The sequence below is a fragment of the Sinorhizobium sp. CCBAU 05631 genome, assembly GCF_002288505.1.
Taxonomy (GTDB): Bacteria; Pseudomonadota; Alphaproteobacteria; order Rhizobiales; family Rhizobiaceae; genus Sinorhizobium; species Sinorhizobium fredii_C.
Genome location: NZ_CP023064.1, coordinates 1,176,789 through 1,197,791, shown reverse-complemented (window position 1 = coordinate 1,197,791; position 21,003 = coordinate 1,176,789). Strand labels below are relative to the sequence as shown.

Here is a 21,003-nt window from a genome sequence, read left to right as displayed (position 1 = left end):
GAAGCTGCAGCCCCCTAGGCCAGTTGCCCAATCAGGCCTCAAACCAGACATGCTCGGCCATGCGATAACCCATCATACCGCCTAGCGGGTTGGTTTCCATGCCTTTGAGCTTGTCTGTGATGGCGTCGATACCAGTCAGGTAGGCCGGAATGATGGTACCGGCCTCCTCGGCGACCATGACCTGCATCTCGTGGTAAATCGCCTTGCGCTTCTCCTGGTCAAGCGAACCGCGCGCCTCGATCAGCATCTTGTCGAATTTTTCCGATTTATACTGGCTCTCGTTCCAGGGAGCACTGGAGGCGTAGAGCAGCGAGAACAGGATGTCGGGCGTCGGCCTGTAATTGATGTTGCCGAAATGGATCGGCGCCTTGAGCCAGTAATTGTCCCAGTAACCGTCCGAGGGCACGCGCTGGACATCGAGCTTCAGGCCGATCTCGGCAGCGGCCGCCTGGATGACCATCGCCATGTCCACCGAACCGGTAGCCGCGTCGGAAGCGACCACCGGGATGGTCTGGCCGAAAACGCCGGCCTTCTCAAAATGGAATTTCGCCTTTTCAGGATCGTACGCCTTTGGCTTAATATCGTCGTTGCGGTAGACGTTGCCCGGAAAGACGGGCTGATCGTTGCCGATTTCGCCGCGCCCGCGCAGGGCCGCCCTCAGGATCTGCTCGCGATTGACCAGGTGCTTCATACCGGCCACGAAGTCCTTGTTTTGACCCGGGGCCGCGTCGAGGCGCATGTTGAGGTTGGTGTAGCTGTTGGCACTCGACTTGGAGAGAACGAAACCTGGCTGGCTTGCGACAAGGCGCTCCGAACGGGGGTTGATGGCGGCGGCGACATGGATGTCCCCGGACAGAAGCGCATTGACGCGGGAGCTATCGTCGCTGATCGCCAAGAACTCAAAGGAGTCAACATATGGCCCCTTTGACTTCCAGTAGTTCTCGTTCCTCCGCATGACCGAGCGCACGCCCGGCTCGAAGTTTTCGAGAACGAAGGGTCCGGTGCCGTTGCCCTTGGAGAAGTCGGCGGTGCCGTCGGCGACGATCATGAAATGATGCAGCGCCAGGATTGTCGGCAGATCTGCGTTGGCATCGGCGAGCGTGATTTCGACCGTGAGATCGTCGACTGCCTTGAAGCCGGTCATCTGCTTCGCAATAGCATTGACCTTGGAACCGACATCGGGATCCAGATGGCGCTTGAGCGAGAAGATTACGTCTGCGGATGTCAGCGACTTCCCATCGTGAAACGTAACGCCCTTCTGCAATTTCACGGTCCACACCTTGGCATCGGCGCTTTCGATGCTTTCTGCCAGCTCCATCTGGGTGGCGCCGGATTTGTCGAGGCTCGAGAGGCGGTTATAAACCGCGGAGCATCGCGAATAGTCCGTGGAATTCGAAGCTTTGGCCGGATCGAGCGTGTCTGCGGTCGAAGACGTGAAGCCCGCCACCTTGAGGTGCCCTCCTTTGACCGGAGTTGCGGCCACCGCGTCAGAGGCGCGGCCAAGCACCAGGCCGCCGGCGGACATGGCGGCGCCGCCGGCCAGCAGCATCTGCAGGAGCTCGCGGCGGGTGGCGCCGCGGCGAATGGCGTTTTCGACGACTGCGTCGTCTTTTCCGGTCCAGTTGGTAATTTTGTCAGTCATGTCGTTCCCCATTCGCTTGGTGGTTGGTCGGATCGCCCCGTCTTCTTTTGCATACGGGGTTCAGGTGGAATGCTTCGCCCGCCTTTCAGGCGGCCTTGGCTTTCTTCACGGCGTCGGCAAGGCCGGCCATGGAGGTGAAATGAAAGTCGGGCTTGGTGAACTCGGCCGGCTCGATTGTGCCGCCATAGCCCTTCTGGGCATGGCGCCGTTCGATCCAGCAATTGGTCAGCCCGAGTTTCCGCGAGATGCCGATGTCGTGATACTGGCTTTGGGCGACGTGCAGGATGTCGTCCTTCGAATTGCCCTCCGCCGCGACGAAGGCGAAGACTTTCTCGAAGAAGGCCGGATCCGGCTTTTCGGTGCCCGTATCGTCGGCGGTGAAGGCGGCATAGAACGGATTGCCGAGCTCGCGGGAAAAATGCTCGAAAGCCCAGCGCCGGGCGTTGGTCATGGCGATCAGGCGGTAGCGCTTAGCAAGGCGGGCAAGCGCCTCAGCGCTGTCGGCAAAACCCTTGGCGGAATCACGCAGCCTTTCGCCATATTTTGCTTCGGCGGGAAGACCGAGCTCCGGAGCAATGGCGAGATAGACGCGGACCAGATCGTCGGGGAAGAGGTCGGCATCGGCAGAGTAGCGCCCTGCCCGGTAAAGCTCCAGCGCCTCTTCGCCGTCGACCGTGACGCCCGCTTCCTTACCGATGTCGGCCAGGCAATCCTTGATGCCGCCTTCGAAATCAATCAGCGTGCCGACGACGTCGAAGGTGAGATACTTGAAATCGGCGAAGGTCTTTGCCAAGGCTCTTTCCTCTATTTGGCGCGGGCGAAGTTTGCTCGCGCTGGGCTGCATCAGAAGAAAATGCTGTTTTCAACGGGCCGGAAAGACTTGCTTTCCCGGGCATTCCTGCGCCCCTTAGCCCATCCAGTCTCGCAGCATCGGCTCGCCGGAGTCTCTGAATGGAAGAAGGATGCCGGCACAAAATTGCGAATATGGGCATAAACCGGTATTTCACCTTTCCGACCGCCGATCCGCTGTTCTCTGAGCGGAAGTCGGGGGTCAGGTGAGGGCCGCGCGAATTTCGGGGTCCTCCAAGGTCTGGTCGAGCGTCAGCCGCGTGCGCTCGACGATTGCGTCGATTTCCGCGTCGGTGCAGCAGAGCGGCGGCGCGTAGCCGAGAACGCCGTTGCCGAAGGCGCGAATGACGAGGCCGTTGTCCCAGGCGCGGTCGAAGATGCGGCGCGCCGGATCGGCGGCCGCCGGCAGCGGGGCCTTCTTCTCCTTGTTGGCCACCAGCTCGACGGCGGCCAGCATGCCACGGCCGCGCACATCGCCGACGAGCGGATGGTCCTTGAGGCCTTTGAGCCCCGCCATCAGCCGTGCGCCGGCTTTCCGGCCGTTGTCCAGCAACCCGTTCTCGTAGAGCCTCAGCACTTCAAGTCCTACCGCGGCGCTGACCGGATGGGCCGAATAGGTATAGCCGTGACCGACGGCGACGGCACCGGCACCATCCGCGATCGTCTGGTAGATATGATCGCCCATGAAAACCGCGCCCATCGGCACGTAGCCGGAGGTCAGGCCCTTCGCCACGGTTATGAAATCGGGAACGATCCCGTCCTCCTCGCAGGCAAAGAGCGGACCGGTGCGGCCGAACCCGGTAATGACCTCGTCGGCGACGAAGAGGATGCCCAGCTCGCGGCAGAGTTCACGCATCGCCTTCATCCAGCCGTTCGGCGGTACCAGCACTCCGCCGGAGCCCTGAATCGGCTCGGCATAGAAGGCGGCGACCCGCTCGGGACCGATCTCCTCGACCTTGCGCCTGAGTGCCGCAAGCGACGCATCTATGATCGCCTGCGGATCGTCGCCCACCGGGTTGCGGTAGGCATAGTGCGACGGAATCTTGTGCTGCCAGTCGAACGGGATGCCGAAGCCCGCATGGAACAGAGGCAGTGCCGTGAGGCCCGCACCAACGGTTGAGGAGCCGTGATAGCCCTGCTCGATGGAGATGAACTGGTCGCGCTGCGGTTGGCCCCGGGCGATCCAGTAATAGCGGATGAAACGGATCGTGCTGTCGACGGCGTCCGACCCGCCAAGCGTGAAATAGACATGGTTGAGGTCGCCCGGCGCTCGCTCCGCCAGTTCCGCCGCCAACCGGATCGCCGGTTCGGAGCCGAGGCCGAAATAGCCGGTAGCATAGGGCAGCTCGCGCATCTGCCGGGCCGCCGCCTCGACGATCGATTCATGGCCGTAGCCGGCATTGACGCACCAAAGCCCCGCAAAACCGTCGATCATCGTATGCCCCGAGGCGTCGGTCACGGTCGCGCCTTTGGCGGACCGAAGGACGCGCACGCCGATCCGCTCGTGGCTGCGATAGGAGGCGACCGGGTGGACCAGATGGGCGCGATCGAGTTCGATTAGGGAATTGCTGTACATCGAGTCCTCCAGATCAGCCGAGCGCCTGATTGGCGAGGGCGAAGGTGAAAGCCGCGCGGTCTGCGGCGCGGTCAACGGTGGGTCTGTCCATGGCAAAAGCGCCACCAACATTGCTAAGCCCCTGGTCTGACAGCCAGGGGGAGAGGCCGGTTTCGGCGGTGGTATCGATCCTGACGAATTGGCCGGCCCGCCTTGCGATGAAATGGGTTATCAGCGCCTTGGCGTCGTCGACATTTGCAGCGACAACGGGCCCGATGACATCGCCGCGACCGAAGGCGCGCAGGGCGGCAAAGCCGACGACACGGCCGTTGCGGCGGATGACCACGAACTCGCCCACCTTGACGATATACGCGATCAGATCCCGGCGATCGGCACCGAAGGCGATGCGATCGAGGGCGGCGATCTCCGCAATGTCTTCCGCGGTCGCCGGCTCGGTTTCAGCGGGGGCGGCAAGCTCTCTGGCGATGCCCTGGTGCTGCAGCACGGTACCGGTTTCGCGGAAGCCGAGCTTTTCATAAAGAGGCAGGCCGTCCGCCGTCGCCACCAGCCGGAGCCGGCGGTCGCCGGCGATCCGCAGGGCCGCATCCATCAGTCCGCGACCAAGGCCGCGGCCGCGCATCGCCTCGTCGACGATCACCATGTTGATCGTGGCGCAGCCGTTCCCATAGGTGGTCACCAATGTCGTCCCGACAACCCGGCCGGCCTCGAGAGCAACGACGCCCTCGCTCAGCGCCAGTGCCATCTGCCAGTCCTCCAGCCGATGCGGCCAACCGGCCTGGCGGGAAAGGCGCGCGGCGCTCTCCAGATGCTCGGGGCCGAACGGGGCAAGTTCGATCTGACTTAACTGCATGGACTGGTCCTTGGTTTCCTGCAGCAAGTGTTAAGGAAGTGCGACCGGCAGATCGTCCGAAGGCGCCGGTCGGGGCGGTATCTTATATCTTTGCTCCGCCGGGTCGCCGCATCTTATGCCGACAGGGCAGCGGCAAAGGGTCTCGAGCGTGGGAACAAGGCTGAGCGCTGCGGGCAGTGCACACAACCATGTGCCAAAGCCGCCCGCGGATACGGTACAATCTGCTTCAATAGGCGCCCAAATCGCGCAAGCCGGCGCACGGGACACGCCTATGATCCATTTCGGATAAACCCCGTCACGTCATTGAAGAGGAGAATGCGCATGGCGAACTTCCGTCCGAAATACATCACCTTCGACTGTTACGGCACTCTGACCAACTTCCAGATGGCGGAAGCGGCGCGCGACCTTTACGGTGAGCAACTCGATGAACCGCGCATGGCCGAGTTCATCAAGAATTTTGCCGCCTATCGTCTCGACGAGATCATGGGCGACTGGAAGCCCTATGCGGAAGTGGTGCACAATTCGCTGGAACGCACCTGCAAGCGCAACGGCATAAAATTCCGCGATGAGGCCGCCCGTGTGGTCTATGAGCGGGTGCCGACCTGGGGTCCGCATGCGGACGTGCCGGCCGGCCTCGCCAAGGTCGCCAAAGAGATCCCGCTGGTGATCCTGTCGAACGCTATGAATTCGCAGATCATGTCGAATGTCGAGAAACTCGGTGCTCCCTTTCACGCAGTCTACACAGCCGAGCAGGCACAGGCCTACAAGCCGCGCTTCAAGGCTTTCGAATATATGTTCGACATGCTGGGCTGCGGCCCGGAGGACATTCTCCACTGCTCGTCCTCGTTCCGCTACGACCTGATGTCCGCGCACGATCTCGGCATCAAGAACAAGGTCTGGGTCAACCGAGGCCACGAGCCGGCAAATCCCTTCTATGGATATACGGAAATCAAGGATATTTCCGGCCTGCCCGGCGTCGTCGGGCTCTGACAGGAGATGGCCATGCAGCTCAAGTCCTACTGGCACGACACGGCTCGCACCTTTCAAGGGGGCAGCCGCGCACCGGTCGAGGGCCACTATGACGTCGCCGTCATCGGCGGCGGATTCACGGGGCTCGGAGCTGCACGTCAGCTTGCATTGGCCGGCGCGAAAGTGATCGTGCTGGAGGCGGGGGCGGTCGGATCGGGCGCCTCCGGCCGCAATGGCGGCCATCTCAACAACGGCATTGCCCACAGCTTCGTCGCCGCCAAGGCGGAACTCGGACCCGAGCGGGCGGCGGCGCTCTACCGCGCCTACGACGCTTCCGTCGACACGATCGAGCGCATCGTGGCGGAGGAGGGTATCGACTGCAGCTTCCGGCGCGCCGGCAAGCTGAAGCTTGCCTCGAAGCCGGTGCATTTCGAGGCGATCGCCCGGAACTTCGAGGTGGTGAACCGCGAGGTCGACCCGGACACGGCGCTTCTGACGAAAGGCGATTTGAAGGACGAGGTCGGCTCGGACTGCTTTCACGGTGCAATGCTCTCGAAGAAGAGCGCGATGATGCATATGGGCCGCTTCGTCGTCGGTCTTGCCGATACGGCGGTCCGCCACGGCGCGACAGTCGTCGAGAACGCCCCGGTAACGGGCCGGCGCCAGTCGGGCGGCAAGCAGGAACTGGCGACGTCGCGCGGCAGCGTGACGGCCGATACGGTGCTGTTGGCGACCGGCGCCTATACGACGGGCGCCTTCGGCTATTTCCGCCGCCGCATCGTGCCGGTCGGCAGCTTCATCATCGCAACCAGGCCGCTGACCGAGGCCGAGATTGCCGCGACGATGCCCGGCAACCGCACCTGCGTCACCTCGCTCAATATCGGCAACTATTTCCGGCTGTCGCCCGACAACCGGCTGATCTTCGGCGGCCGTGCGCGGTTTTCGGCAACGTCGGATCAGCGCTCCGACGAAAAGAGCGGTGCGATCCTGCGTGCGAGCCTGGCCGAAATCTTCCCGCATCTCGCCAAGGTCGAGATCGACTACTGTTGGGGCGGCCTGGTCGACATGACCAAGGACCGTTTTCCGCGGGCGGGATTTGCCGACGGGCTCTGGTACGCCATGGGCTATTCCGGCCACGGGGCACAGATGTCGACCCATATGGGCATGCTGATCGCCGACGCCATTCTCGGCAAGGCCGATCGCAACCCGGTCAAGGACCTCGCCTGGCCGGCGGTGCCCGGACATTTCGGCAAGCCGTGGTTCCTGCCGCTGGTCGGCATGTACTACAAGATGCTCGACAGGGTTCAGTAGCTGGGGGAGCCGACAACGGTGCGGCGAGCCAGCGCTCGCGGATCGATGTCGCTCCCTAGCAACCGGCTCATGTGCACGTTCGCGGGTTCCCGCCTTGGCGGGAACCCGCGACTTTCGCCGGCGGATGGCTTCAGACAAACAGATCCGAATTCAGGCTGCCTCTAGCTGTCGCCATCTGGACCAGGATGTCGGCAAGGGCGTCGTGCGTGGCATCGACGTCCGCCGGCACCTGGAGGTCGTCCGAATGGTCCGCTAGCCGAGACGGGAGAGAATCGCGGTGAGCGAAGTTCGCAACCATCTCCTCGAACAAGTCGGCGATTTCATCGGCTTTGCCGACAGTCTCCAGGGACGGTTGAAAATGCAACTGGTCTCCATTGAGCGCGAGAGCAAGATGATCGCCATTCTTGGCCACCGGGGCGCTTGCCTCATCACTGGCGGAACCGGTCAAGCGGTCGCTCTGCACCGCGTCCCAATCACCGCTGTCTTTGAGGAAATCCGCAAGCCAAGCGTTCGAAGTAGGCGTTCCGTCGCCCTCCGATGCATCGGAAGGGACTGGAGTGTGGACCGGTGTCGACATCGGCGCCGAACCTTCTGCTGCGGCATTCGCACTCAGCGTTCCTGAGGTCATGGCCGGATCGATAAGATCCTTCTTGACGTTTTTCGTGCCGATGGTGGCCGTCTGGGTCGACGTGGCAATGTTGGCGCCCGAGAAGGTAACGGTATAGGTGCCGGGCTTCAGCGCGAGGTCATAGCCGCCGGCGGCGCTCGTCGTGGTCTTGAAAAGCTGCCCCGCTGAATTCTTGGCCGTCACCGTGATGCCGCCGAGACCCTCGCCGGGATCGTAGAAGCGATCGCCGTCGCGATCGTCGAAAGCCACGCCCGTCAGGAAGAGGTCGGAACCGGTCTTTGCGAAATTCTCCGTCACGAACGCACTGCTGCGGCCGCCATAGTCACCGACCTCGACGCCGAGGCCGACCTCGCGGAAATTCGGATTGAGAAGGTTGGCGCGGTGACCCGACGAGTTCATTAAGTTGGTGTGCAGGAGCTTGACTTCATCCTGATAGCCGGTGGGGGCACGGGTCGTTGCCCAGGCGATATTCTCACCGGTGGCCCAGGACCCCTGCAAGACATAGCCCGCCGCCTTGATACGCTGTGTCGAACTGGATCCCCCAGAACCGGTATGCGAGAAAACGTCGGCAGCGAGCATCCACTGGCTGTGCCCTTCGGCGGCTTCGCTGAGGTCGTTGTCGAAGGCCAGCGGCTGTACGCCCGCTTTCGCCCTCTCGGCATTGATCAACTCTAGCAGGTACTGTTCATTCGCGCTATGCTGCGGCATTCGGTAAGTCTCCCTGGCAGTCGTTCCTTGTTGGTTGAGTACATCTCCCCAACGCTCCATAGGAAGGAACTGTGTCCAAGGTGCGGAATAAGATTGGCTAGCTTGGGGATTCGCACATGTATCTTCGCCGCCCCTTCGCGCGATGTCGCAAATGGCAAAATCGCGCGCTCGGTTACTGCGGAGCTATTATCGCGGAGACACGAGACGACGCTAAGGTGCAGGACGGACGAGGATCCTCAGCGGTCGGAGGAATTGTTTCGCGCGCTGTCCACTGCCGAGGTGATGATCGCCTGGCGGGAACCGCCTCGTGTTCGAAGCGGTTCCCGCCCGAGCGACACGGTTTGCGAGTATCCCGACGTTACGCCAGCCCGCCGATGTGGAAGCTCTTCATTTCGAGATATTCCTCAATGCCGCATTGCGCGCCCTCGCGGCCGAGGCCGGATTGCTTGACGCCGCCGAAGGGCGCGACTTCGGTGGAGATGGCGCCGGTGTTGAGACCGATCATGCCGAATTCCAGCGCTTCACCGACACGCCAGGAGCGCTTCAGGCTTTCCGTGTAGAAATAGGCGGCAAGTCCGAAGGGCGTGCCGTTGGCAATAGCGATCGCCTCCTCCTCGGTCTCGAAGCGGAAGAGGGGCGCGACCGGGCCGAAGGTCTCTTCGCTGGCGAGCAGCATCTCGGTGGTCGCTCCTGTGAGCACGATCGGGGCCGTGTATTGCTTGCCCTCCGGCACAGATTTGCTGCGAGCCGCGAGCTTTGCGCCTCTGGCCAACGCATCCTCGACATGGCGCTCGATCTTCTCGATCGCCGCCGCGTTGATCATCGGGCCGATGGCGACGCCCGGCTCGGTTCCCGGTCCGACCTTCATCGCGTCGACGCGGGCGGCGAGCTTCTCGGCGAAGGCGTCATAGACGCCCGATTGCACCAGGATGCGGTTGGCGCAGACGCAGGTTTGGCCGCCGTTGCGGAATTTTGAGGCGATCGCGCCTTCGACCGCAAGGTCGAGATCGGCGTCGTCGAAGACGATGAAAGGGGCGTTGCCGCCAAGCTCGAGGGAGAGCCGCTTGACGCTGTCGGCGGCGCCGCGCATCAGAAGCGAACCGACGCGCGTCGAGCCGGTGAAGGAGATCTTGCGGACCGTTTCGTTCGCCATGAACTCGTTGCCGATCTTGGTCGGCATGCCGGTGACGATGTTGATCACGCCGGCCGGAATGCCGGCGCGCTCGGCCAGCACACCGAGCGCAAGCGCCGAGAACGGCGTGAATTCCGAGGGCTTGATGACGACGGTGCAGCCGGCGGCGAGCGCCGGGGCGACCTTGCGGGTGATCATCGCGTTCGGGAAGTTCCAGGGCGTGACGATGGCGCAGACGCCGACTGCTTCCTTCAAGACGACGATGCGCCGGTCCGCCGTTGGCGAGGGGATGGTATGGCCGCCGATGCGGCGGGCCTCCTCGGCGAACCATTTGACGAAGGCGGCGCCATAGCGGATCTCGCCACGCGCTTCGTCGAGCGGCTTTCCCTGCTCCAGGGTGAGGAGCAGCGCCAGATCCTCGAGATTTTCGATCATCAGCGCGTGCCAGCGTTCGAGCAGCGCGGCCCGCTCGGCATGCGTCTTCTTTTTCCACGCTCCGAAGGCGGCAGCGGCAGCCTCGATTGCAGCCCGCGTCTCATCCGTCCCCATGTCCGGAACCGTGCCGAGGACGTCCTGAGAAGCGGGGTCGATGACCTCGACGACCTCACCGAAGGCTGCGTCGACCCATGCGCCGTCGATCAGGCCGGCCTGGCGGAAAAGCTCCTTGTCGTTCAACTTCAGCATGTCGTTCCCCTGTGATTAGTCGAGCGCGGCAAGAACCGCGGCTGTGATGGTTTCCGTTCTGTCCTTGCCGGGCACCGTGCCGATCCCGGCGGAGGTGGCGGAGGCGATCGCCGCCATGACTGCCTCCGCCGCGGCCGCCTCGCCGACATGATCGAGCATCATCGCCGCCGACCAGATCGCCGCGATCGGGTTGGCGATGCCGAGATGGGCGATATCCGGCGCCGATCCGTGCACCGGCTCGAACATCGAAGGGGCGCTGCGATCGGGATTGATGTTGGCTGAGGCGGCAAAGCCGAGGCCGCCCTGAATGGCGGCGCCAAGGTCGGTGAGGATGTCTCCGAAGAGATTGGAGGCGACGACGACGTCGAGGCTTTCCGGCGCCATGACCATGCGCGCGGCCATCGCGTCGATGTGGTAGCTGGTGACCGTCACGTCCGGATATTCCGTGGCCAGATGCTCGGTGATCTCGTCCCAGAAGACCATCGAATATTTCTGCGCGTTGGACTTCGTCACCGAGGCGAGCTTGCCGCGGCGGGCGCGGGCCTGTTCGAAGCCGAAACGGAGGATGCGTTCGACACCGGTTCGGGTGAAGATCGATGTCTCGACCGCGACCTCGTCCGTCGTGCCCTGATGCACGCGGCCGCCGGCACCGGAATATTCACCCTCGGTGTTCTCGCGGATGCAGAGGATGTCGAAGCTGCGGGCCTTCAAGGGGCCCTCGACGCCGGGCAGCAGCCGGTGCGGACGGATATTGGCGTATTGCACGAAGGCCTTGCGGATCGGCAGCAGCAGGCCGTGCAGAGACACGGAATCCGGAACCTCCGCGGGCCAGCCGACCGCGCCGAGCAGGATGGCGTCGAAACCGCGCAGCGTCTCGATGCCGTCGGCCGGCATCATCGCCCCGGTTTCCTTGTAATAGGCGCAGGACCAGGGAAAGGCCGTGGCCTTCAGCTCGAAGCCCGACCGGGCGGAGACCTTCTCCAGTACCTCCCAGGCGGCCGCGGCCACGTCCTTGCCGATGCCGTCCCCGGGGATCAATGCGATTGAATAGCTCTTCATCGTAGTTCCCTCAGAGATTGATCAGCACGCTCTTGCTGCGGCGGTTGGCGAGATAGGCTTCGCGGCCGAGATCCTTGCCGATGCCGGAGCTCTTGTAGCCACCGGTTGGCAGGATGTGGTCGCGCGAGCGGCCGTATCGGTTGACCCAGACGGTGCCCGCCTCGAGCCGGCGGGTCACGCGGACAGCGCGCGACAGGTCGCGGGTGAAGACGCCGGCGGCAAGCCCGTAGGTCGGGTGGTCGGCGAGCGCCAGGGCCTCTTCTTCCTCGTCGAAGGTCTGCAGCGTCAGCACCGGACCGAAGATCTCCTCGGTCACGGCGGGAGAGGACTGGTCGACCCCGGCGATCAGCGTCGGCGCATAGAAGTAGCCCTCCCGCTCAAGTTGCCGGCCGCCGAGCAGGCATTCGCCGCCGGTCGCCGCGGCTCTCCGCACGATCGCATCGATCCGGCCGATCTGGCGCTCGGAGATGATCGGCGAATATTGGCTTGCCGCGTCCCAGGTCGGTCCGGGCTGGATCGCCGACATGTGCCCGACGATCGCTGCGGTCAGCCGCTCGGCGATCTTCCGGTCGGCGATCAGCCGCGAACCGGCGACGCAGGCCTGGCCGGCATTGGCGGTGATGTTGCGGGCGATCGCCTGCGCCGCGCGGTCGAGATCGGCATCGGCGAAGACGAGCTGCGGGCTTTTTCCGCCGAGCTCGAGCGTCATCGGCTTGATGCCGGTGCGCGCGATGTTTTCCATGATCGCCGCTCCGGCCGCCGTCGAGCCGGTGAAGCTCACCTTGGCAATGCCGGGATGCCCGGTAATGGCATTGCCGGTCGTCGGCCCGTCGCCGAGCACGACATTGACGAGACCGGCCGGAAGGCCGGCGCGCACCGAAAGCTCGGCGAGATAGAGCGTCGAGAAGGGCGTCATCTCGGACGGCTTCAAGACGACCGCATTGCCGGCGGCGAGCGCCGGCCCGAGCTTCCAGCCGGCCATCGACACCGGGAAGTTCCAGGGTGTGATTGCGCCGACGACGCCATAGGGCTCGGTCATGATCATGCCGAGATTGTCGTCGTCCGTCGGCACCAGATCGCCGCCTTCCTTGTCGGCGAATTCGGCGAAGAAGCGGATCTGCTCGGCGGTGACGGCGATATCGCCGTCGACGAGATGACCGACGGGACGGGTAGAGGCGACCGCCTCGAGGCGCGCCAGCGTCGCCGCTTCCGCCTCGATGAGGTCGGCCCAGCGCGAAAGAGCGCGGGTCCTTTCGCGCGGACGCAGGCCCGACCAGCCGCTTTCCTTGAGTGCCCGCGTCGCGCTCGCGACCGCCTGATCGACCATGTCTTCCCCGGCGACGGGGCACTCGGCATAGGCCACCCCATCGGAAGGACGATGCATGGCGAGCCCGCCGGCCGCGGGCACGTAGCGACCGCCAATGAAATGGCCTTTGGGGAGTTCGAGCGTATCGGGGTTGAAACTGAGGGTCATGGCTGCTCCTTGCCTTCCGAGCAAGATTAGCGGCGCTTTACCGGCAGTTTCAGTCGACTGCGCCAATAGCGATGATCGAATGCGCTGTTTGACGGGGGCGTTTCAGCGCAATCTTCGGCCGTTCAATTGGCCCGAGGCAAGCGAGGAACGGCTTTGCGAACGCGGGGAAGGACGGATGTCACTGGTTGCCATGATGGCCTGCATCGGGGTGCGTGGCTGAAAGGACGGAGAACAGGGAGGCGGTCTGCATCGCCACGTTCCGATCCGCCCGGCGGGGAACAACAGAAGATCAGGTGTGAGGTCAACGGCCGTCGTTTCGCCTTTTCAGCTCGTCGGAAGATATCCTACATGGGGAGCATCCAGGGGGTGAGCGGGTTAGGCAGCTGGCGCATGCCCTTTGTCAGCTCGGCGACAAGTCGTCGCCCGAAATCAGCAGGCAGGGTAAAGACGTCGGAGATGGCGAAGACGGCGAGGGCGCAGAAAAGACGGCGGTCGAAACCAAGGGTCTCGTAGGATTCCTCGGCAAGATGCCGGTGGATTCGGTCGAGGTCGAGGACGACCACGGTCGGCGCTGAGCCAGTAGCCGTCCCGCTGGACCTCGTAGACCGGGAGATCCTGAAGCGCTGCCACTAGCCGACGGTCAAATAGATTTTCCGAACGGTTTCGATCGTCCGCCAGACGCCCTTGAAGCCGGGCTTCATCACGAAGCTGTCGCCGGCGCGATAGGTGACGGGAGCCGCACCGCCTTCTTCCGTCAGTTCGACGACGCCTTCGATGATATGGCAGAACTCGAATGTTTCACCCTTGATCGAGCGGGTCTCGCCCGGCGTTGCTTCCCAGACGCCGGTATTGATCTTGCCGTCGCGGGCGACGTCCTGTGCCCAGGTCTTGAAGGACGGATTGCCGGAAATCAGTCGTTCGGGGGTCGGCGTCGACCGCTTCGGCTCGAACTGCGGATTGGTGTCGATTTTCTTCAGAAGAGACATGGCTTTCCTTTCGGCGTTGCTGTGGGTTCAATAGCCGCGGTCGCGGTCGACGAGGCCGACGAGCTCGAGGCCGGCCTCGTGGCGCCGGATATTGGCGACGACGGTTTTTGCCGCGGCTTCCGGCTGGGTGACGCTGGCGATATGCGGAGTGATGATCACCTTCGGATGGCGCCAGAGCGGGTGCTCCGCCGACAGCGGCTCCGGATCGGTGACGTCGAGCACTGCGCCGGCGAGCTGGCCGCTCTCAAGTGCTGCAACAAGCGCGTCGGTATCGAGCTGTGGCCCGCGCCCGGCATGAACGAGACCGGCGCCCAGCGGGAGTTTAGAAAACAGCGACGCGTCGAGGATGCCGTGTGTCTCGGCGGTGAGCGGCAGCAGGCAGATCAGGATGTCCTGCTTGGCGAGAAAGTCGGCAAGACCGCTTTCGCCGTGGTAGCAGGTGACGCCCGGGACCTCGTGCGGCGAGCGGCTCCAGCCGGCAAGCGGGAAGCCGAAGGGACCGAGCCGGTCCAGCGCCGCCCGGCCGAGATTGCCGAGGCCCATGACGCCGACCCGGCGCTCCGCCGCCTGGCGGACGGGACGCCCGCGCCATTCGCCGGCACGTTGCTGGTTGAGATAACCGGGAAGGTCGCGATGCAGCGCGAGGACGGCGAGTGTCACATATTCCTGCATCATCCGGGTGATGCCGTCCTCGATCATCCGGACGAGCTTGACCCTTTTCGGCAGGCGGTCGAGCGCGAACTGGTCGACGCCGGCGCCGATCGAGAACAGCACTTCGAGATTGACATAGCGTTCGAGGTCCGGCGGTGCGGTCCAAGTCAGCAGGTAGCGGACCGCAGCAGGATCGACGCTGCCGGCATCCGTGAAGAAAGAAAGCGAGGGTAACTCGCGGGCGAATTCAGTCGCGAAGATCTTCGCCCGTACGGCATCCGAGTTGAATAGAAAGGCCATGGTCGTCCCCGTTTCTTTTCAAGCATCATTGCCGTGTTGCCCCGGTAGAATGCTCCGAAGCGGGCAGGGTCGACGGCATTTGGCACCGATTTGATGGGTGGCTTCGACTTGCCGGTTGACCGGGTTCACGCGCCTAGCCTTCGGCCAAGCGCCTCGATCATTGTTCGGCAGGCCGCGAGTTCGCCGATCTCGAGATATTCGTCCGCCTTGTGGGCTCGTGCGATGTCACCCGGACCGCAGATGATCGCGTCGATACCGGCCGCCTGATAAAGGCCCGCTTCCGTGCCGTAGCTGACGGCGGCAAGCGGCTCCTTACCGGTGAGATCGTGCAGCAGCGCGGCAAGCGGCGCATCTTCCCTGAGCGACAACGCCGGATAGGAGCTCAAGCTTTCCCAGCGGGCCTTGAAGCCGCGGCCGGCCAGGCTTTGGAGCTTCGCCTCAATGCCTGAGAGGAGCCCGGCGGGATCGACCCCCGCCACGGCGCGGGCTTCCAGTTCGATCGTACAGCGGTCGGGAATGATGTTCACCGCCTGCCCGCCGGCAATGGTGCCGACCTGGAGCGACGAATAGGGCGGCTCGAAATTGCCGTCGAACGGACCTGCCATCAAAGCCGCGGCGGAACGGACCGCCTCGCCAACGATCTCCGCCATGGCGTGGATGGCGTTGAGGCCGAGGTCCGGCCGTGAGGAATGGCCGGCCCGGCCGACGATCTCGATGCGCGCGGCGGCCTTGCCCTTGTGAGCGCGGATGGCACGCAGGCCGCTCGGCTCGCCGACGATACAGCCTTCGGGCTTGGCGCAGAGATCCGGAAGCCGGGAAATCAGGTGCGGGACGCCGCGGCAGCCGGCTTCCTCGTCATAGGAGAAGGCGAGGTGGAGCGGCTGGGAGAGCGGCAGGGAGGCGATCGCCGGCAGAGCCGCGAGGGCGCAGGCGAGAAACCCTTTCATGTCGCTGGTTCCGCGGCCATAGAGCCGTTCACCCTCGTGCCTGAGCGTGAAGGGATCGCTGTTCCATGTCGGCTCGGCAGCCGGCACCACGTCCATGTGTCCCGACAGGATGATGCCCGGCCGGTCGACGGGGCCGAGGCTGGCGAAGAGGTTGGAGCGATCGCCTTCCGGACCCGGCAGCACGCTCACCTTGGCGCCGAGCTCTGCAAGGTAGCTGCGGATCCAGTCGACTATCTCGTGGTTCGCCGTTCCGACCACCGACGGAAAGGATATCAGCCGGGCGAGGATTTCTTCTGTCTTCATTCTTGCCTCACAGCATGCCGGGTTGGCCGGGGTCGAGGTGGCGTCGCATCAGGATAGGTCCAGAGCGGGCAAATGCCTGCCGAATGATTTGCGGCTTCGGTGGAAAGTGCTGAACTGGGAAAGATCTGAAGCGTTTTGTGTTGCGGGCAAGCGGCTACAACTGAAGCGGGACATTCGGCTTCCGCGGCCCGAGTACGAACCGTAGCGCGGATGGCGTGCTGGTGCCTCCAAGGGGCAAGAAAATGGAAAGAGCCGATTCGATAAAGTTGGATTCCTTCGAATTGAGTATCGGTGACATCGCCGATGCCGATCTCGACGCGCTCCATGCCCTGTCCATGTCCGTCGGCTGGCCGCATCGAGCCGAGGATTGGCAGCTCGCGCGCGAGCTCGGTCACGGGATCGTGGCACGCGATGCAATCGGGCGCGTGCTCGGCTCGGCCATGTGGTTCGATCATGCACCCGATTTCACCACCTTCGGCTTGGTCATCACCTTGCCGCGCTTGCAGATGCTCGGCGCCGGTACCTGGTTGATGAATCATCTGCTGGCCCAAACCGGCTCGCGGGCGATCGGCCTCAACGCGACCCGCTCCGCTCGGCGGCTCTATAAGTCGCTCGGTTTTGCTCCGGAACGAACCGTCTATCAGTGCCAGGGCGATGCGATTGCAACGCCGCAGGGCACTCTTCCGTCGGGAGCGGCGCTGCGTTCGCTTACGCGGGACGATCTTGACGAGATCGCGGCTCTCGACCGCGCCGCCTATCGCGCCGACCGCACCTCAGTTTTGGCCCGCCTCGTCGAGCTCTCGAAAGGCATGGCGCTTGTCCGTGGCGATCGCATCGCCGCCTACTCGCTGTGCCGGCGCTTCGGGCGCGGCCACTTGATCGGCCCGGTGGTGGCGGCAAGCGACGATGATGCTATTGCGGTGACGAGGCCGCATGTGGCCGACCACGCCGGGGCCTTTCTGCGCATCGACACCCGGCAGAAGAGCGGTTCGTTCGCAGAGTTCGTCGCGCAATGCGGCCTTCCGGTCTACGACACCGTTACCAGCATGTCGCTCCGGCGGCCTTGGCTGATCGACGACGCGGGCGGCGAGAAGCCGATAATCTATGGCTTGGCCAGCCACGCCCTGGGATAGGGGACGGCCTAACTGCCGCCCAACCCAAGAAACGGGTTGAATTCGCAGCCTGGCCGCACGATTTTCATGGAAACTCCAGAATCGTGGGAGGCTGTGGCTATGGGCCAGACAGCGCACCAATATCTGATCTTCGAAACGGCCGCCGGCTTCTGCGGCATTGCCTGGAGCGTGCGAGGTATCACACGCTTTCAACTGCCGACCAAAAGCGCGGAGGCGACCGAGCGGCTTCTGCTCAGGCGTCTGCCCGAGGCGGTACCACACGAGCCCACGCCGGCAGTCGTGGAAGCCGTTGCCGAGGTGAAACGCTATTTCGAGGGCAAGGAGACGGATTTTTCCGGGCTCGCGCTCGATCTCGAAGAAGAGGACGCTCTGTTCAAGCAGATCTATGCAGCGACGCGAAAAATTCCCTGGGGGCGCACGACGACCTATGGCGCGCTGGCCAAGGAGCTCGGCGCCAGCCCGGAAGCGGCGCGCGATGTCGGCCAGGCGATGGCGAAAAATCCGGTCGCGCTGATCATACCGTGCCATCGCGTGCTGGCGGCCGGCGGCAAGGTCGGCGGGTTTTCTGCGCCGGGCGGCGCCACCACGAAGCTGCGCATGCTCGAATTGGAAGGCGTCCACATCGGCCGGCCGGAGCCGGCACAGCAATCCCTGGGATTTTGAACAAGGGTTGCGATGGAACCCAGGCCGAAGGAGGGAGCAATGCAGACGTTAGAGGCGCGGTTGGGTTCCGCTCGCCAGAGCGATCGGGCGTGGTCCGTCGAGCGAAGGAAGATTCTCGACTGGCTGGTGATGGAGACGCGCGAAGAACGCTTCATCGACAACATCTTCGTGGAGCTCTGCCGGAGATTGTCGGAGGCGGGCTTGCCGGTGGCCCGTGCGACGCTGCATTTCAGGATTCATCACCCGCAATGGATCGGTGCGCGCATCCTGTGGCGGAAAGGATTGTCGGAGGCGGAGATCGACACCTATGAATATGGCGTCGAAGACAGCACGCAATATCTGAACAGCCCCTTGCACGCGTTCAACGAGGGAGCCGACGAGGTGCGCCGGCACCTGGACGACCCGACAGCCGACGGTCCGAACTACCCGCTCTACGAAGAGCTCAGGACCGAAGGTCTCACCGATTACATGATCTGGCCGCTCTACCACACACTGGGCAAGCGCCACGCGATCACCTTTGCCAGCGACAGGCCGGGCGGCTTCGATGCCGAGGATATCGCCTTCCTGTCGGACATCCTGCCGGCGCTGGCGCTCGTCAGCGAGATCCGGTTGAAAAACCGTATGGCGCGCACGCTTCTCGAAACCTATGTCGGCCCGCATGCCAGCGAACAGATTTTGGCCGGGGCGACGACGCGCGGCAGCGGCGTGACGGTCGGCGCGGCGATCCTGATCTGCGACCTGCGCGATTTCACGAGATTGTCGGATCTCTGGCCGCGCGACGACGTTATAGAGCTTCTGAACGACTATTTCGACGCGATGTCCGAGCCGATCGAACGGCATGGCGGAGAAATACTGAAATTCATGGGCGACGGGCTGCTGGCGATCTTTCCGCTCACCGATCCTTGCGCCTGCAGCCAGCTTCTCGCCGCCATTGACGAAGCGCAGGCGGCGCTTTCCAGGCTCAACGAGGCCAATCTAAAAAAGGGCCACGATCCGCTCGGCTACGGCATCGGCGTCCATGTCGGCGACGTGATGTACGGCAATATCGGTTCGCGCAAGCGCCTCGATTTCACAGTCATCGGTCCGGCCGTCAACATCGCCTCTCGGCTCGAGAGCCTGACCAAGGAGCTCAAGCGCCCCGTTCTGCTTTCAAGAGCCTTTGTCGAAAGGGCAGGATGCGCCGGAGAACTTGAAAGTCTCGGCTCCTATGCCTTGAGAGGGCTGGACGAACCGGTCGATGTGTTTGCCCTCTTGGGTGCCAAGTAGGTCTGGAACACTATCCTGGAAATGACTCGCGTTCCCCGCGGCTTGAGCGTTAACTGAATCGCTCTCACGCAGGAGGTGAGCCATGACCATGTATCTCACGCGCTTCAGCTACACGCCCGAAACATGGGCGCGGATGATTCAGAACCCCGAGGATCGACGCGAGGCGGCTCGAACGTATATCGAGGCCGTGGGCGGTAAGCTTCACGGCTTCTGGTACGCGTTTGGTGAGCATGACGGTTGGACGCTTTGGGAGGCGCCCGACAGCGTCTCGATGGCCGCTGTCGCCATTGCGATCGGCGCGGGAGGCGCGCTGAGCTCCATTGAGACCACCGTACTGCTCAGCGTCGAGGAGACGATTGATGCCTTGGCAAAGGCAAAGCAGGTGCGGTATCGCCCACCGGCAACGTAGCTGTTCCACATTGAGCGAGATGCTTGAGCCGTCGGTCAGCTTGGTTCGTGCAGGACCACGCGATTTCGGCCGGCCTGCTTGGCAAGATAAAGTGCAGCATCGGCCTGGTTCTGAAGCTGTTCCGGTGAAACGATCGTCTCATCCGGCGGCTGGGTCGCCACTCCGATGCTCAAGGTGACGTAAGGCGAAACGCGGGAATCCGGGTTCGGAAGGGAGGCGGCTTCGACACTCTTGCGAATCCGTTCGGCGAGAAGGACCGCCTCGCCCTCGTCGACGCCCGGAAGCACGATCAGGAACTCCTCGCCGCCGTAACGGGCGACATGATCGCGATCGCTTTGCACGCTGCTTTCAATAATACCCGCAACCTTCACGAGGCAACGATCGCCCTCCGCATGGCCGAGGCGATCGTTGAGCTTCTTGAACTCATCGATATCGCACATCAGCATGGAGCAGCCGCGGCTATCCAGGCCTGCGCTCCAGAACCGGTTGAGCGTTTCCATCATCCAGCGCCGGTTGGCGATCCCCGTCAGCGGATCGGTTCTGGCGAGACGTTCCAGCCGGGCATTCGCATCGGCCAGTTCTGCCACACGGCTGCGGTCTCTGAGCTCGAGAAGAAACCCCTTCTGCGCCAGGATCGTCATGGTGCGCCGCGCAACGACAGTGGCGACGATGCCGCTGGCAAAAAACAACGTCGCAGCCACGGCGCTTCCGGTCTCCAGGCTGGGGTTCAGCAACTGGAAAACCAGGTAGAGGCTCAGCGCCAGGGCGGCGACGGTAACGGTCCAAGCCAACGGAACGCTGAAGATGATAATGGCGGTGATCGCCACGAAGAGCATGATGGTCAGGTGGCGTTCGTAAAACTCGCCACCCGCGCCGACGCCCACCAGCGCGACCGAGAGGAGGATGAAAAACAGGCCCGCGATGATCGAGCCTCCCTGGATCGAGGTCGCTCGCGGTTTTCGCCAGACGAAGGCTGTGCCGAGAGCGGCTGGCGGCAGGATGCAGGCGGGCGCGAGCATCGACAGGACGATCGCCTTCGGGAGGAGGATGGCGTTGAGGCCCAGGGTCAGGACATCCAACAGGGCCACCCAAATCATCCAGGCACGAATAACCTTGGCGGTTCGCGGCCAGGAGCGCTCCTGGAACAGGCGACGAAGCTCGCCCTTGAGGCGGATGTCACGCGTTCGGCCCGCGAGAAGGCGGGCAACCTCGGCCATGACCGCAGGATCCTGTGCCTGAAGCTGCATCTGTGCGGACGGATCAAGCCTACGCGCCGAGACTGCACTATCCTCAATGTCCATGCCTGCCCATGTAGGGGAGCGTCTCCCCCAGGCAAGTAAAGGCAAAGCGGGCTATTTGAATATGTTCCGTCGTTTCGCGGTGACCCGGCCGCCGACGCAAATGATACGTTCCATACAGCGCCGCGCGTCCTATCAGGCGCTCAAAGGTCGCTGCAGTACTTG

The 21,003-nt window shown here is 63.5% G+C and carries 19 protein-coding genes; 6 read left to right on the top strand and 13 right to left on the bottom strand.

Translation table 11 applies throughout. From position 1 onward, the window contains the following. Positions 1 to 31 precede the first annotated feature (31 nt). From SS05631_RS25050 to SS05631_RS25035, 4 genes are all read right to left on the bottom strand, one after another. A complete protein-coding gene (locus SS05631_RS25050; RefSeq protein ID WP_037416343.1) occupies positions 32 to 1,642 on the bottom strand; it encodes an ABC transporter substrate-binding protein in 1,611 nt (536 codons plus the stop codon). Positions 1,643 to 1,727: 85 nt separating this feature from the next. Then, a complete protein-coding gene (locus SS05631_RS25045) occupies positions 1,728 to 2,435 on the bottom strand; it encodes an HAD-IA family hydrolase (RefSeq protein WP_037416322.1) in 708 nt (235 codons plus the stop codon). Between the two features lie 258 nt (positions 2,436 to 2,693). Then, complete coding sequence (locus SS05631_RS25040; RefSeq protein ID WP_095678088.1) at positions 2,694 to 4,067, bottom strand: aspartate aminotransferase family protein; 1,374 nt, start codon at positions 4,065 to 4,067, stop codon at positions 2,694 to 2,696. Between the two features lie 13 nt (positions 4,068 to 4,080). Continuing rightward, the gene (locus SS05631_RS25035; RefSeq protein ID WP_037416355.1) at positions 4,081 to 4,917 is read right to left on the bottom strand and encodes a GNAT family N-acetyltransferase; all 837 of its coding nucleotides are present in this window, start codon (positions 4,915 to 4,917) and stop codon (positions 4,081 to 4,083) included. A gap of 321 nt (positions 4,918 to 5,238) precedes the next feature. Here SS05631_RS25035 and SS05631_RS25030 point away from each other — a divergent pair, with 321 nt between their 5' ends. Then, a complete protein-coding gene (locus tag SS05631_RS25030) occupies positions 5,239 to 5,907 on the top strand; it encodes a haloacid dehalogenase type II (RefSeq protein WP_037416357.1) in 669 nt (222 codons plus the stop codon). 12 nt (positions 5,908 to 5,919) lie between these two features. Then, positions 5,920 to 7,197: an FAD-binding oxidoreductase gene (locus tag SS05631_RS25025; protein ID WP_037416361.1), complete on the top strand. Its 1,278-nt coding sequence runs from the start codon at positions 5,920 to 5,922 to the stop codon at positions 7,195 to 7,197. A 130-nt stretch (positions 7,198 to 7,327) separates the two neighbouring features. Here the strand turns inward: SS05631_RS25025 and SS05631_RS25020 are convergent, their stop codons facing one another. The 8 genes from SS05631_RS25020 to argE form a co-directional block, all read right to left on the bottom strand. Next, positions 7,328 to 8,593, bottom strand: coding sequence for a CAP domain-containing protein (locus SS05631_RS25020; protein WP_245369170.1), 1,266 nt, complete (start codon positions 8,591 to 8,593; stop codon positions 7,328 to 7,330). 298 nt (positions 8,594 to 8,891) lie between these two features. Continuing rightward, complete coding sequence (locus SS05631_RS25015) at positions 8,892 to 10,349, bottom strand: NAD-dependent succinate-semialdehyde dehydrogenase (protein WP_037416367.1); 1,458 nt, start codon at positions 10,347 to 10,349, stop codon at positions 8,892 to 8,894. Between the two features lie 15 nt (positions 10,350 to 10,364). After that, positions 10,365 to 11,408 carry a tartrate dehydrogenase gene (locus SS05631_RS25010; protein ID WP_037416370.1) on the bottom strand — a complete coding sequence of 348 codons (1,044 nt, stop codon included), beginning with the start codon at positions 11,406 to 11,408 and terminating at the stop codon, positions 10,365 to 10,367. 10 nt (positions 11,409 to 11,418) lie between these two features. Then, positions 11,419 to 12,882 (bottom strand): aldehyde dehydrogenase family protein, encoded by a 1,464-nt coding sequence (locus SS05631_RS25005; RefSeq protein ID WP_095678087.1) that lies wholly within the window; start codon positions 12,880 to 12,882, stop codon positions 11,419 to 11,421. 344 nt (positions 12,883 to 13,226) lie between these two features. Next, entirely contained in the window at positions 13,227 to 13,445 is a 219-nt protein-coding gene (locus SS05631_RS25000) for a hypothetical protein (protein WP_037416376.1), read from the bottom strand. 66 nt (positions 13,446 to 13,511) lie between these two features. Then, positions 13,512 to 13,868 (bottom strand): cupin domain-containing protein, encoded by a 357-nt coding sequence (locus SS05631_RS24995; protein ID WP_037416380.1) that lies wholly within the window; start codon positions 13,866 to 13,868, stop codon positions 13,512 to 13,514. A 27-nt stretch (positions 13,869 to 13,895) separates the two neighbouring features. Then, positions 13,896 to 14,819 (bottom strand): glyoxylate/hydroxypyruvate reductase A, encoded by a 924-nt coding sequence (locus tag SS05631_RS24990; protein WP_037416383.1) that lies wholly within the window; start codon positions 14,817 to 14,819, stop codon positions 13,896 to 13,898. A 125-nt stretch (positions 14,820 to 14,944) separates the two neighbouring features. Beyond that, positions 14,945 to 16,069, bottom strand: coding sequence for an acetylornithine deacetylase (gene argE / locus SS05631_RS24985; RefSeq protein WP_037416386.1), 1,125 nt, complete (start codon positions 16,067 to 16,069; stop codon positions 14,945 to 14,947). Positions 16,070 to 16,311: 242 nt separating this feature from the next. Here argE and SS05631_RS24980 point away from each other — a divergent pair, with 242 nt between their 5' ends. From SS05631_RS24980 to SS05631_RS24965, 4 genes are all read left to right on the top strand, one after another. After that, positions 16,312 to 17,202: a GNAT family N-acetyltransferase gene (locus tag SS05631_RS24980; RefSeq protein WP_037416390.1), complete on the top strand. Its 891-nt coding sequence runs from the start codon at positions 16,312 to 16,314 to the stop codon at positions 17,200 to 17,202. A gap of 99 nt (positions 17,203 to 17,301) precedes the next feature. Next, positions 17,302 to 17,865: a methylated-DNA--[protein]-cysteine S-methyltransferase gene (locus SS05631_RS24975; protein WP_037416393.1), complete on the top strand. Its 564-nt coding sequence runs from the start codon at positions 17,302 to 17,304 to the stop codon at positions 17,863 to 17,865. Between the two features lie 129 nt (positions 17,866 to 17,994). Further along, positions 17,995 to 19,131 carry an adenylate/guanylate cyclase domain-containing protein gene (locus SS05631_RS24970; RefSeq protein WP_244412128.1) on the top strand — a complete coding sequence of 379 codons (1,137 nt, stop codon included), beginning with the start codon at positions 17,995 to 17,997 and terminating at the stop codon, positions 19,129 to 19,131. 82 nt (positions 19,132 to 19,213) lie between these two features. Continuing rightward, positions 19,214 to 19,540, top strand: a complete 327-nt coding sequence (locus tag SS05631_RS24965) for a GYD domain-containing protein (protein WP_037416399.1) — start codon at positions 19,214 to 19,216, stop codon at positions 19,538 to 19,540. Positions 19,541 to 19,575: 35 nt separating this feature from the next. Here the strand turns inward: SS05631_RS24965 and SS05631_RS24960 are convergent, their stop codons facing one another. Continuing rightward, on the bottom strand, positions 19,576 to 20,841 hold the full coding sequence (locus SS05631_RS24960; protein WP_037416401.1) for a GGDEF domain-containing protein: 1,266 nt from the start codon (positions 20,839 to 20,841) through the stop codon (positions 19,576 to 19,578). Between the last annotated feature and the right edge of the window lie 162 nt (positions 20,842 to 21,003).